The following is a 14,131-nucleotide window of genomic DNA, read 5'->3' on the forward strand; positions in this document are numbered from 1 at the left end:
AAATCTCCTGTATAAAGAGAGCTTTTCAGTTTTTCCTTGTATAAAAATTGTATACAGTCAAAATAATGCAAATAATCAATAAGGTGAAATTTGTTATCCCAAATATGAGATCATATGACTTATAAACCACGTGTCTTTTCTATTTCTCCTGGAACGGCTTTTTTGCCTCATTTTGTTGATGCGCTGCTCTCTGGTACCCTTATTGATGATTTTGCTCCCAATGGAGATATTCAAACGGCCCTTGCCGATAGTCTTATTTATGTTCCGACACGTCGTGCGGCTCGGGCTTTGCGTTTAGCCTTTGTTGAAAGAAGCGAGACACAATCAACCTTCTTGCCAACCATTCGTGCCCTAGGCGATGTTGATGAAGACAGTTTCCTTTTTGTTGAAAATCATACCAGCGTGCTTAATCCGCCTATTGGAGAGAGCGAACGCCTATTGCTTTTAGCGCGTCTTATTCGTCCATGGCGTGAAAGTTTGCCTGCACATTTGCGTGCTCTGTTTGGTACAGAAGATGTACTTATTCCAGCGCATAGTGCCGATGCAATTTGGCTTGCTCAAGATTTGGCACATTTGATGGATGAAATTGAAACAGAAGCAGCAGACTGGTCAAAACTGAAAGATATTGCCCCTGATATGGTTGCTGAATGGTGGCAAATAACGCTCGATTTCCTAACTATTGTTACACAAAATTGGCCACAAATCTTGACAGAAAGGCAGCGAAGTAATCCCGCTGAATGGCGTAATCAAGCACTTACAATGCATGCAGAGACTTTACGACGTACGCAGCCTGATAAACCGATCATTGCGGCTGGTGTTTCAGGTTCTATTCCTGCAGTTTCTCATCTTTTAAAGGTTATAGCCTCTCTACCAAAAGGAGCTGTTGTTCTTCCAGGCCTTGATCTTCATATGGATGAAGATCAATGGAATGCACTTAGCACAAGCAATAAAGAAAAAACAGTTTGTGATTTTTTTGATCATGCAGAAAATGTTTTTAGCCATCCTCAATATCATTTAAAAAAACTTCTAACTCTCATGGACTGTCAACGCGATCATGTTTGCGAAATTGGCCAACAGAGTAGCATAAAAAAAAGGCGAATGGCGCTTTTATCAGAAGCACTCCGACCAGCTTCTACGACAGACAAATGGATACAAATTGTTCGTGATGACTATGAAAGTCTTTGTGCAGATTGGTCATTTATTGAAGCTATCAACGAACGTGAAGAGGCTCTCGCTATCGCTGTTGCTTTACGCAAAGCTATTGAAGAACCCCAAAAAACCACAGCCCTTATTACCAATGATCGTAACTTAGCCCGCCGTGTTGCTGCGGAATTACAGCGATTTGGCATTGAAGCAAATGATTCAGGGGGAATACCACTTGCACAAACATTGCCTGTAACGCTCTTGCGGCTTATCTTAGAAAATGTTTTCCAATCTGATGATCCCATTGCTTTTCTTTCCCTTCTTAAACATCCACTGACAACACTCCAACAAAACCGTCATCGTTTACGCGAAATGGCAGAAAATTTTGAACTTTTTGTTCTTCGAGGGAACACGGGGCGCATCAATCTTTGCGAGTGTGATCAATTTCTTGAAAAATGGATTGAAACCTATTCTCATGATCATAATTTTTCTGAAATTAATGCCCTTGATCAGCAGAAATTTGAAGAAGCACGTCTCCTGTGTCATCTTTTGAAGAAAGCTGTTGAACCTTTAGCTTCTCTCATGAAACAAGAGAAAGAATGCACCATCAACGAAGCTGCGATAGCAACGGTTGAGGTTTTTGAAAATTTTGGGCGCAGTGAGGATAATTCTCTTGCTCATCTTTATCAACACGAAGCAGGACAAGCCCTCTCAAATTTTTTACGGGAATTGGTCAGTGATCAATCAGGATTAACATTTCATCTTTGCGAATGGCCTGCTGTGTTTTCCGCATTGATTGCAACGCGTTCTGTTACACCTTCGCCTGGAGGACATCCGCGTTTATTCATTTGGGGGACTTTAGAATCACGTTTGCAAACGGTTGATACAGTGGTTATTGGCGGTCTTAATGAAGGGTCATGGCCGATATCAACCCGCAATGATGCTTTTTTATCGCGACCGATGAAAATGATGTTAACTCTAGAACCACCAGAGCAGCGTATTGGTCTTTCCGCCCATGATTTTCAATGGGCTATGGGAATGGATAAAGTGGTGATGAGTCGCGCCTTGCGTGTTAATCATACGCCTTCTATTCCTTCACGCTGGCTACAACGCATAGAAACAGTGGTAGGAAAACAGGCTTGGAAACAAATTCGTGCACGAGGTGAAATATTACGCCATTGGACAAAGATGCTTGATCATACCAACATGATTTCTGATGTAGAACGTCCTTGCCCTGTACCACCCCTTGATGGACGTCCGCGTCATTTTTCAGTCACTGAAATAGAAACATTGCGCTATGATCCTTATGCTATCTATGCCAAAAAAATCTTACGACTGAGACCACTTAAACCACTTATTCACGATCCTAGCGCTATTGAGCGCGGAATACTTTATCACGCTATTCTTGCAGCTTTTTGCGCACAGATAAAAAATCCAAATGCCGCAAATGCATTAGATGTTCTGCTTACTCTTGGACGTAAAGAATTTGATAAATTCAATTTTCCACCCGATATTGAAGTCATTTGGTGGAACAGTTTTGAAAATCTTGCTCCACATCTTATTCAATGGGAACAAAGTTTAGGACCGCGAGAGCGATATGCTGAAGTGGTCTCAGAAAAAATCTCTATAGGGACAACAGGGGTAACCCTTTCAGGGCGTGTTGATCGTCTTGATGTTTTGCCAGACAAAACGGTTGAAATTCTAGATTTCAAAACTGGAACACCTCCTTCATCAAAACAAGTTCGTAAATTATTATTTCCACAATTGGCTTTAGAAACAGCTTTGCTGATGGAAGGGGCATTTCCAGATTTTCAAGATCTTACCCCCTCAAATTTATTTTACATTCCCCTGAACGGAAAAGGTGAAATTAAATCCCAATCCATTCTTTTAAAGAAAAAAGAAGAAAACACTTACCTCAGTGCAGTTAATCTTGGTGAAATTGCATGGAAAAATCTTATTGCACTTATAACGTATTATCAAAATCCACAACAAGGCTATCTTTCACATGCTGTTCCCATGGAAAAACGATATGAAGGTGACTACGACCATTTGGCACGGTTGTGGGAATGGTCAAGTGGTTTTTATAAAGAAGAGTAATCATGACTTTTTTTTCTATTCCTGAAGCCGCTCTTGATGCACAAGCAACAGCAACACATCCCCAAAAAAACGTGTGGGTTTCTGCAAATGCTGGATCTGGAAAAACCCACGTTTTAAGTGAACGTGTTATTCGTTTGCTTTTAAACGGTACGCCTCCAGCGCGTATTTTATGCCTTACTTATACAAGAGCTGCTGCTGCTGTTATGCAATCACGCATTTTTCGCACACTTTCCAGTTGGAATGAACTCGATGATGCACAGTTGCAAGAAACCTTAACACGGTTTGAAAATAAACCCGTCAATGCGCAAAAATTAACTTATGCACGACAACTCTTCGCTCGTGCTCTTGAAACACCTGGTGGCTTGAAAATTCAAACGATTCATGCTTTTTGTGAATCTCTCTTGCATCAATTTATGTTAGAAGCCAATATCGCAGGGCATTTCGAACTTCCCGATGATATCAGTCGCGAAAAATTACGACAAGAATCTCGTTGCCAACTTTTAGCACGTCGTGATGTACAACCTGCTTTGCAACAGTTACTTCAAGTTATTAGCGAACATAATTTTAACCAACTGCTCTATGAAGCCGTTGAAAAGCAACATAAACTCTCTGATTTTTTATCTTCTCTTCTATCTGAAAATGGAGAAAAAAAATTGCGCGCGCTTTTCAACTTAGCACCCGATGAAACAAATCAATGCCTGATGGAACAGATACAACAGACTGCACGCCTACCCCTTTATGCTCTTAAACATTGCGAAATTAACGGTAGCCAAAGCTTTAAGGATATGGTGGAAAAATTTTCCCAATTAGAAAAGGCGCGTGATGAGACAAATATTCTCAATATTATTTCTGATATTTATTTTAAAACAAAAGGTGAGCCGCGTAGCTTCTCAAATTTATCTCGTAAAAAATCAGATGAAATTTGGCCTTTTATTCAACAAATGCTTGAAGATAAACAAAACAAGCTTTCTCTTCTTTTAGAAAAACATCAATGTGCAAAGGTTGCCACCCTCAATATGGCTGCTTTTCAGCTCTGTGCCGTTTATCTCAAAATCTATACGAATCTAAAAAAGGCCAATGGCTTCTTAGACTTTGATGACCTTATTGAGCGTACGCTTCATTTGTTACAGCGTAAAGGTGCAAGCCAATGGGTGCACTATAAACTGGATCGTGGGCTTGATCATATTCTCCTTGATGAAGCACAAGATACCAACCCTGAGCAATGGCAAATTATTCAACTGTTGGCACAAGAATTTTTCTCAGGGTATAGCCAACGAACAAATATACGAACTCTTTTTGCTGTTGGAGACGAAAAACAATCTATTTATTCTTTTCAAGGTGCTGCTCCAGAAAACTTTGCTGCAAATGGACGAATCATTCAAAAAAAAGCGCAGCAAACAAATCAGCAATTTGAAAAAATACAATTGCATTACTCTTTTCGCTCTACAGCGGATGTTCTTAAAAGCGTTGATCTTGTTTTTGAAACACCAGAAAACTATAAAGGACTTTCGGCAGAAAATACAAAGACAGTGCATGAAGCTATTCGCGTTCATAGCCCAGGTGAAGTTATTATATGGGATGCCATTTCCAAAGAAACGAGCGAATTTCCTCATGATTGGCATTTGAGTGTTGATCATTTAGATACACCTGAAGTTCGTTTAGCCGAAAAAATTGCTGAAACGATTGCCGATTGGTTACAAAAAGGCGAAATACTTCCAGCAAAGGGACGCTTAATACGGGCAAGTGATATTATGATCTTGGTTCGTAAACGTGATAAATTTGTTTCAGCTCTTTCCCGTGCTCTTAAACACCTTAATATTCCTGTAGCAGGGGCTGATCGTTTACAACTCACCAAGCATATTAGTATCCGTGACTTAATGGCGCTTGGACGTTTTGTTTTGCAGCCACAAGATGATCTTTCTCTTGCTTGCGTTTTAAAAAGTCCTCTTTTTGCTTTTAGTGAAGAGGAACTTTATCAACTTGCCGCACACCGAACCGGCTCTCTTTGGCAAAGCTTATGTACACACGCATCATCGCAGGTATCTTTTAAAGATGCTTTTGAAAGACTTAACCATTATCGCACTTTAGTGGATAAAATACCGGTTTTCGAGTTTTATAGCCATATTCTGAATAATGATAAGGGAAGACAAAAAATTCTGTCTCGTTTAGGATCTGAAGCAAATGATGTACTCGATGCTTTTATGGATTATACGCTCGCTATTCAAAAAACAGGATTACCAGGATTACAAGCTTTTTTAGAAACATTAACTGCAAGCGAGCCAGAAATTAAACGTGAATTTGAACAAAACAATGAAGAAATTCGCATCATGACGGTTCATGCCGCAAAAGGACTAGAGGCTGCTATTGTGTTTTTGGTTGATCCTGGTAGTGCGATTTGGCATCCTCAGCATGCACCTCATTTGCTTAAAGTTCCTTTAAACAATGCACAAGGGAATGGACAACAAGCTTTTATTTGGCGCCCCAATGAAAAGTTTGATACAAAACTCTCTAAGCAAGCAATTTCACATTTAAAAGAGCGTGCCGAAGAAGAGTATAGGCGCCTTCTTTATGTAGGAATGACACGCGCTGAAGATCGTTTATTTATTTGTGGATATAAAGGTCAAAAAACACCCTCTCATACATGGCTACAACTGGTAAAGAAAGCCCTTGAACCCCATGCGGTTGCTATAAAAGGCCCTGCGGAAGATATTGCAGCTTGGCGTTATTGCATTACATCTTCTTCTGCCTCTATAAACCAAGAAGTTTCTTGCGCTGAGAGTCAAGCCTTACCACCTTTGCCTGCTTTTTTCTCTCATAAAGTATCAGTAGAACCAGTTCTCCCAAAACCCCTAAAACCTTCAGTTGCGAGCCTTTCCATTGAAGCTGATACAGAACTTTCGTCAAGCCCAAAACAGCTTTTCACTTCACCTGTTTTAGGAGAAATAAACACCAACAGAGCTTTTTTCATTGAATATGGTCATCTCATTCACCGATTATTACAATATCTCCCCGATTGCCCCCCACAAAAACGTCAAGATTATGCTCGCAACTATCTCAATATCAAAGCTTCTCATTGGGATGAAAGCCAAAGAGAACGTGCTCTTCGCCATGTTTGGAAAATTTTAGATCATGTTTACCTCAAACCCCTTTTCTCTGAGCAGTCACGTGCTGAAGTTCCCTTAATGGGGATTGTAAAAATTCGTGGAAAAGAACAAGCAATTTCTGGTCAAATTGACCGTCTCTACATCACGAAAAACAGCATTATTTTTGCTGATTTTAAAACAGGGATTCCACCTGAAAATGAAGCTGCTATTGCTCCTCATCATTGGTTGCAAATGGCGCTTTATCGAAAATTGTTGCAAGCGATTCATCCTGATAAAGATATCCAAGCTCTGCTTATCTACAGTAAAGAAGCCAAAATTTTTAAACTTCCTCCAGAAAAACTCGAGGCATGTCTTGATGAAATTGCCTTATAAAGTTATTGCTTCCCGTCAAAGTATCTTTACGCTTTTTTACTTTCCTAAAATTGCTCAAATAAACACACGCCACAATTTTTGGTGCAAAAAAGCTTCTTAATAATTTATCTTTGCAATAACTTGATATGAATTGTTATCATACCAATCTATAAAAAGTGAATATAAAGGATAAATCAATGACGTGTGTAAAAGTTGATAAGGACAATTTCGAAAGTGAAGTTCTAACCTCTTCCACCCCTGTTGTGGTTGATTTTTGGGCAGAATGGTGTGGTCCTTGCAAAATGATAGCGCCAATTTTGGATGAAATTTCAACGGAAATGCAAAACCAAGTTAAAATTGTCAAAGTAAATATTGACGAAAATCCGGAATTAGCTACCCAATATGGAGTACGCTCTATCCCTACATTACTAATGTTTAAAAATGGAAATGTCTCATCAAATATGGTTGGCGCTACCTCTAAGGGACGTCTTTCTGAGTGGATAAAAGATGGGCTTCGTTAATGCCATACATAAGGGACGATAAAGGGGAGAAATTTTAGTCTCTCCTTTTGATTTTTTTTAATATTCTTTTCTGTTTAATTAAATCAAAAAGTTAAATGCCATTTATTTTAATACTTTTAAGAATCCACACTGTTATGCATGATTCAAGAGATCATTTTTTATTAAAAAGTTGTTCTGTATAAACAAGGTAGGCAATTCCTTCTTTATATGCACGCCAACGAATATTTAAGTGAATGATATTTTCTTCTTGGACAAGGCGATCAAGATAAGGGTTCCAACACATAAAAAAGCAAATATCACTTTAGCAATAAGGGGGCCTCTGCTTGGAGTGCTTAGCAATAACAGAAGGAGATTTTAAGCAAAAATTTTACAAGTTGCTTTTTTGAAATTTACACTTTTTAAGGAGAAAGAAGAAAGCAATTCACTATAGGGGGTAAGTTAATGCTCTTCTGAGAAAATTATCACCTTGATATAAATTCCCTTACACATTTCTCTAGAATCAAAAGAATTTTAATCTTCAAAAAAATATGAGGGATAAAAAAACATTCTCTAAAAGAAACGACTTAATTCCTACCAATTAATGGATGTCCTTTGCAAGTTGTGCCATTTTTATAAAAGAGTCTGTGTTTTGTTTTATCTTCATGGTTGGTGCATCCATCAGGACTTCTTTATTGTTATTCATCATCTCAAATTTTCTAGGTGTGTCCTAAGGCATCACAAATTAAAAAATGATGATGCCCATGATCATGTCGATATTTTTTATGTGCGAATTGCAAAAGACTGTTGCAAACATTCAATGGAATGTTGTGCAGATCTCAGTATCACATGACGCCCATGTGCTTTATATTGTAAGGTGAGTGCAAAAGTGGCAATCTCTAAAAGATCTGCACTTCTCTCTGGCCATTCAACGAGTAAAATGTTTTTCTCACGTGCTTCATGAAGCCCTAATTCATCAATTTCTTCTGCCATAGAAAGGCGATAAAGATCAGCATGAATAATTTCAAACTGTGGAAGTTGATAGTTTTGCACAAGAGTAAAAGTAGGGCTTGGAACATCCATAGTGTCGTCGTTTACAAGCGTTTGGATGATTGTACGTGCAATGGTTGATTTTCCAGTTCCAAGATCTCCTTGCAGCGTAACAAGATCCCCCGGCTTTAAAGAAAGGGCTAAATTTTTTGCAAAAAGCTTTGTTGCCTCTTCATTTTCAAGAAAAAAATTAAAATTCATCAAGACTTCCATGAACTGGATAAAAAATATAATAAAGGTTAAAATTAAAAAATTTTATCTCCTTTGGAGAGGGGGAAAAAACACTTAACAGTTGTTCCTTTCCCAGAACCGGTAAGAATTTCAACATATCCACCATGTAGTTCAACAAAACTTTTCACAAGCGAAAGCCCAAGCCCCGCTCCTGCACGCCCACCATGGTGTGAATGGGAAGAAAAACGTTTAAAAATACGATCAAGGATGTCTTCAGGGATGTCAGAGCCTTCATTGTGAACGCTAAAGACAATGTTGTCATCTTGTTCATCGACACAAAATTCAATCGTGCTCGCCTCCGTTGCAAAATTAAGTGCATTACTCAGGACATTCACAAAAATTTGATGCAAACGTTTTTCGTCAGCAGAAATAGAATTTAAGGAAGGAGAAATTTGTTGCAAAAGCGTAATATGGCGTCCATTAAGGCGATCTTCTACACGGGCTACTGCTTGTATCATAGCATCGGCAATGTTAACTGGTTTTATGTCTAACTCCATAATGCCTGCATCAAGGGTGGCAAGATCAAGAATATCGTTAACAATATTCAAAAGAGTTCCTGATTCTGAATGAATATGCCCAAGATATTCTTGTTGACGTTCATTGATAGAGCCAAAAATTTGGTCACGGAGAATATCAGAAAATCCAATAATATTGGTGAGAGGTGTACGCAATTCATAGGAAACATGTTGGACAAATTCATTACGCAAACGATCAGCACTTTCTAAGGCTTCATTTCTTTCTTGAAGAGCACGTGCAACATGGACGGTGTCTGTAACATTCACAAAAGTAAGCATTGTTTGTCCATCGGGAAGAGGGACTAAAGTATAGTCAATAATCATATCATTTTTAAGATCTATACGCCCCGAATATGTTTCACGTTTTTCAGCAAAACCGGTAATGAATTTGGTAAACTTATCCCATTCTTGTCCCAAAGTTAAGGCTGAACAATGGCTTTGTAACTGTGTAATATGGGTCCCTTCTACCAGTAAATTATAAGGAAGCGACCACAATTTCGACAAGGCAGGATTCGATAAACGAAGGCGTCCATCCATACCAAAAACGACTACGCCTTCGGAAAGTTTATCAAGTGTTTCCCCTTGTATTTTAATCAGTGTATTATAACGGCGTTCAAGATCAATTTTTTCTGTAAGGTTTTCATAAAGCCACGTGACCCCTCCTTGTGGGTGAGGGTTCGAGACAACACGCACCGTACGCCCATCTGGAAGATTCCAAATTTGTTGGTTTGATTCCATTTGCCGATAGGCTTTAAAAAGTTCTTCTTTCCACGCGCGCCAATCAGGATGTTCAGCAATGAGCCCTTTTTCACGTAAACGTTCAAGAAACAATGTATGACTTGGTTCACTTTCTAAAAAGGAACTCTCCAACGGCCATAAAATTTTAAAAGCATGATTGCAGAATTTTAATTTTTGATTTGTATCAAAAATAGCTACAGCTGTTGAGATTTGGTCAAGGGTTTCACAATGGCTTTGAAGAATATATCTTAATTCATGAGCAAGATTTTCATAGGCGCTGTCATCACGGGCAAAAGCGGCCATCCCTTCGGCTGTTGTGATCCGTGTGAGATGAAAACGGCGCCGCTCTCCATCAATGACGGTGTGAACATGTTCTTGAAAAATTGTTTCTGTTTCATCTGTTTTGCATTGTGTGTTTTCATTGAAAAGATCCCCCACTTCATCACTGCCTTCACGATAGTCTATCATTTCTCTAAAGGCGCGATTGATAAAACAAACTTTTCCTTTACAATCTTTTATCCATACAGGCTCTTGAATAAGATCAAGAAGATTACGCTGCATTCTCAATTCAGTAAGAAGGTGGGCAATATCTTTCTGTAAACGAGCATTTTCGCTCTGCTGTTTTGAGATGTCTTGAAAACGAGCGATGGCGACTGTTCCTGCGATGACCCCTGTAACTTGTAGCAGCACATGATTTGTGGTGGTGATAGAAAGTTCAAAAGGGTGACATTTACAACGCAGTTGAGTCAACGCATAATCAAGTTCTCGCAGAGAATTTTCTTCAACCCAGAGTTCAAAGCGCTGAAAATTTTGCTGATCAATGCCTATTTTTTGCAATGTGGAAAGGGTACCAACGACACGAGGTAAGGTTGTTGGATTTTCCCAAATAAGAAGGAGTTGCTCGGTTTCTTCCAGAAGCCATTCATAATATTTAAGTTTTTCAGAAAGATCTGCATGGACTGTCTTCAGAGGCTTCTGTACAGCTTTTTTTGCATGCATAATAACAACGACGCACGAGAGAATTGAAGCACAAGAAATTCCTCCACACAGCGCTAAAAACAGCCATGGACCATTTGGCAAAGTGAAGGAAAATGGTAAATAATCTTCCAACGATTGAGCAACAGTGCGTGTTGGAGAAAAAAAGAAAAAAAGGCAAAATATAGACGTATAGATTCGGATCATTTTTTGAGCTTTTTCTTTGGGGGTATGGTCACCAAAGCTGAGCACGATATTTTTCCCTTTTTTTAACCCAAGGAAGCATTTTAGTAACGGTAATGGTTTGGTTTATAAGGTCCTTGCGGTGTGACTCCAATATAAGCGGCTTGCTCTTCTGATAAAACAGTTAATTTTATTCCTAACCGATCAAGATGAAGACGTGCAACTTTTTCATCAAGATTTTTAGGTAAAACAGTGACTTCATTGGTATAGTGTTCTGCACGGGTAAAGAGTTCAATTTGCGCTAAAACTTGATTAGTAAACGAGGCTGACATGACAAAAGAAGGATGTCCCGTTGCATTACCGAGATTTAACAAACGCCCTTCAGAGAGCAAAATGATACGTTTTCCATCGGGAAAGGTGATCATATCAACTTGAGGCTTAATATTTGTCCACGGCAAATTTCTAAGAGCTGCGACTTGAATTTCGTTATCAAAATGACCAATATTTCCAAGAATACACATATCCTTGACTTGTCGCATATGGTCTAAACGGACCACATCTTTATTGCCTGTTGTTGTAATGATAATATCAGCACTAGAAGCAGCATCATCTAAATTAACAACTTCATAGCCATCCATGGCCGCTTGAAGAGCGCAAATAGGATCGATTTCTGTTACTTTAACACGCGCTCCAGCACCTGAAAGAGACGCTGCTGAACCTTTTCCTACATCACCATAACCACAGACAATAGCAGTTTTACCAGCAATCATCACGTCTGTTCCACGTCGAATACCATCGACCAATGATTCTTTACATCCGTATTTATTATCAAACTTTGATTTAGTGACGCTATCATTGACATTAATAGCAGGAAAAGGCAGAAGCCCTTCTTTTTGTAATTGATAAAGACGGTTTACACCTGTTGTAGTTTCTTCGCTTACCCCTTTAATTGCTGCGCGCTGTCGTGTAAAAAATCCTGGCGTTGCATCCATACGCTTTTGGATTTGTTTGAAAAAAATTTCTTCTTCTTCTGTTTTAGGATGCGAGAGGATATCTTTATTTTGTTCTGCACGACTTCCCACTAAAATATAGTTTGTAGCATCAGCTCCATCATCTAAAATCATGTTCGAAGGATGACCATCGGGCCATTGGAAAATGGCATCTATATAAGTCCAATATTCTTCCAATGTTTCACCCTTAACAGCGAAGACAGGAATACCTGTTGCGGCGATAGCTGCTGCTGCATGATCTTGCGTGGAAAAAATATTGCTAGAGCTCCACCGTATATCGGCGCCAATCGCTTTTAATGTTTCAATTAAAACAGCTGTTTGAATTGTCATGTGCAATGAGCCAGAAATACGCGCACCACGCAAGGGTTGACTAGAGGAAAACTCCTTGCGACAAGCCATCAAACCAGGCATTTCCGTTTCAGCAATATCAAGTTCTTTACGACCATAGGCAGCAAGGCCAATATCTTTGACAACAAAATCTTGAGCTGTCATTCTTTATTCCTTTAAAATCAGTTTTTCCAAGACGGTAGGAGAAATTAAAAAAAAATGCAAGACAAGAAGAAGACTTCTTTATGTGAAAAAGCTCTTTTAAAATCTCCATAAATTTGGCAACAAATATGCATTTATAGATCTGAGTCATGATATTATGAATAGGACAAGAATATCTCATGATAAATCTTATTATAAAAACAAAATTTTATTTGTTTTACTTGGTTTTTAAACTTTTAAAAATCTCCAGAGGAATACCTTTTAAAGAATAAATATGATGCATTGCTTCACAGTTTTTATATCGATTTTTTTACGGGATAATCAAAAAGAGTATATTCTTACTCTACGTACTCATACGTTTTTTTAAAAAAGGCATTATGATCTTTTTTCATTTCATTATTAAGCTTTAGCAAAATAATATAATGCAAAGTCATATGTTGCTGTCTTTATAGTTATGAATAGACAATATCAGCACTGGTTTTTCTGGATTCCAATGTTGTATCGGCTCTTGCATAAAGACAATTTATAAGAAGTGTTTTTTTCTGTTTTCAACGATTTTTATCAAAAGACTCTAAATGTGAGAGAAAATATTTTTCGTCGTACTGAATGGAGCATTTAAAAAGCAAAAACTTTCGTCCATTGAAAAGTCTGATTTTAAAAGAGCGAACAACAAGCTATGAATTATAAATCAAATAATTAACTCAGTTTTTGGAGAATCTATTTTAGACGGTTAAGTTTTGGGAAAATTGACCATGTGGACGAAACCTCCAGAGATAACTTGGCAAAAATGCAGCCATTGCTCTAGGAGTAACTCCTATACCTTCTAAAGTATGTCCATTTTCAATAGCTTCTTGAGAAACAATGTTATCTATTTGCAAAAAGCGTATCTGATTGGCTGTTACAAGTGTTGGTATAAAAGGTAATTTACCGATTGTTCCCAAAATTCCTCCAATCAATAGACCGGCAGAAAGAGGAATGGATAGGATTGTTTTTTTACGGTGAATAATTTTGAGTATATTTTCAACAGCATTTTGGAAGGTGATAATCTGGGGACCACCAAGATCATAATTTTTCCCCCAAGCAACCTGTCCATCTAAAGCGCGTGCGATAAATTCTGCAACATCACCAACATACACGGGTTGCAATTTACTTTGTCCCCCTCCAAAAAGAGGCATAATGGGTAAAAAGCGTGATAAATCTGCTAAGGTATTAAAGAAACAATCTTCTGGTCCGAAAATAACAGATGGACGCATAATAATTGCTTGAGGATGCTTGTTATAAATGATTTGTTCACCCATAAACTTAACACGTGCATAAAGACATGAAGCGTTCTCATTAGCCACAAGTGTTGACATATAAATGAGTGGAATACCAGCTTCTGCTGTTAATTCAGCAACATTATAAGTACCATCAATTTGTGTGCTTTTAAAATTCGATTGATTTGCTTGTTTTAAACTACCAGGCAAAAACACCGCCGCATCAGCTCCAAGCAATGCGCGTACAACAGATGCACGATGCTTGATATCTGTTTTAAGCATTTGGGTTTGCCCTACTTCTCCTGTTTGGAGCATGTAATAAGCTTTTTGTGGACAACGAACAGCAATACGAACCCGGTATCCCCGCTTCGTCAAATTTTCAACGACATGGCGTCCTACAAAACCAGATCCGCCAAAAACAGTAATAAGTTTAGGGTGTTGATAAAGAGCACAATCAAGTTGCATGATTAAAAAGTCTATCTTTCAAAGCTT

The 14,131-nt window shown here is 38.5% G+C and carries 7 protein-coding genes; 3 read left to right on the forward strand and 4 right to left on the reverse strand.

Annotated features, from left to right (window positions below; translation table 11 throughout):
* The first annotated feature begins 114 nt into the window (after positions 1-114).
* The 3 genes from addB to trxA all read left to right on the forward strand — a co-directional run bounded on the left by addB (position 115) and on the right by trxA (position 7,216).
* On the forward strand, positions 115-3,240 hold the full coding sequence (gene addB / locus BTR_RS00215) for a double-strand break repair protein AddB (RefSeq protein WP_012230301.1): 3,126 nt from the start codon (positions 115-117) through the stop codon (positions 3,238-3,240).
* A 2-nt stretch (positions 3,241-3,242) separates the two neighbouring features.
* Positions 3,243-6,716 carry a double-strand break repair helicase AddA gene (addA, locus tag BTR_RS00220; protein WP_012230303.1) on the forward strand — a complete coding sequence of 1,158 codons (3,474 nt, stop codon included), beginning with the start codon at positions 3,243-3,245 and terminating at the stop codon, positions 6,714-6,716.
* Between the two features lie 176 nt (positions 6,717-6,892).
* Entirely contained in the window at positions 6,893-7,216 is a 324-nt protein-coding gene (trxA, locus tag BTR_RS00225; RefSeq protein WP_012230305.1) for a thioredoxin, read from the forward strand.
* A gap of 759 nt (positions 7,217-7,975) precedes the next feature.
* Here the strand turns inward: trxA and BTR_RS00230 are convergent.
* The 4 genes from BTR_RS00230 to BTR_RS00245 all read right to left on the reverse strand — a co-directional run bounded on the left by BTR_RS00230 (position 7,976) and on the right by BTR_RS00245 (position 14,104).
* Positions 7,976-8,443 (reverse strand): bifunctional alanine racemase/tRNA (adenosine(37)-N6)-threonylcarbamoyltransferase complex ATPase subunit type 1 TsaE, encoded by a 468-nt coding sequence (locus tag BTR_RS00230; RefSeq protein ID WP_012230311.1) that lies wholly within the window; start codon positions 8,441-8,443, stop codon positions 7,976-7,978.
* A 44-nt stretch (positions 8,444-8,487) separates the two neighbouring features.
* Complete coding sequence (locus BTR_RS00235) at positions 8,488-10,953, reverse strand: sensor histidine kinase (protein ID WP_012230313.1); 2,466 nt, start codon at positions 10,951-10,953, stop codon at positions 8,488-8,490.
* 35 nt (positions 10,954-10,988) lie between these two features.
* Positions 10,989-12,386: an adenosylhomocysteinase gene (ahcY, locus tag BTR_RS00240; RefSeq protein WP_012230315.1), complete on the reverse strand. Its 1,398-nt coding sequence runs from the start codon at positions 12,384-12,386 to the stop codon at positions 10,989-10,991.
* A gap of 719 nt (positions 12,387-13,105) precedes the next feature.
* Positions 13,106-14,104, reverse strand: coding sequence for a complex I NDUFA9 subunit family protein (locus BTR_RS00245; protein WP_012230317.1), 999 nt, complete (start codon positions 14,102-14,104; stop codon positions 13,106-13,108).
* Between the last annotated feature and the right edge of the window lie 27 nt (positions 14,105-14,131).

Source organism: Bartonella tribocorum CIP 105476, from assembly GCF_000196435.1.
In the GTDB taxonomy this organism is placed as follows: domain Bacteria; phylum Pseudomonadota; class Alphaproteobacteria; order Rhizobiales; family Rhizobiaceae; genus Bartonella; species Bartonella tribocorum.

What these genes read in the sequence shown, in the direction of transcription:
- addB (WP_012230301.1), top strand. Translation starts at nt 115, where the DNA reads ATGACTTATAAACCACGTGTCTTTTCTATTTCTCCTGGAACGGCTTTT.
- addA (WP_012230303.1), top strand. Translation starts at nt 3,243, where the DNA reads ATGACTTTTTTTTCTATTCCTGAAGCCGCTCTTGATGCACAAGCAACA.
- trxA (WP_012230305.1), top strand. Translation starts at nt 6,893, where the DNA reads ATGACGTGTGTAAAAGTTGATAAGGACAATTTCGAAAGTGAAGTTCTA.
- BTR_RS00230 (WP_012230311.1), bottom strand. Translation starts at nt 8,443, where the DNA reads ATGAATTTTAATTTTTTTCTTGAAAATGAAGAGGCAACAAAGCTTTTT.
- ahcY (WP_012230315.1), bottom strand. Translation starts at nt 12,386, where the DNA reads ATGACAGCTCAAGATTTTGTTGTCAAAGATATTGGCCTTGCTGCCTAT.
- BTR_RS00245 (WP_012230317.1), bottom strand. Translation starts at nt 14,104, where the DNA reads ATGCAACTTGATTGTGCTCTTTATCAACACCCTAAACTTATTACTGTT.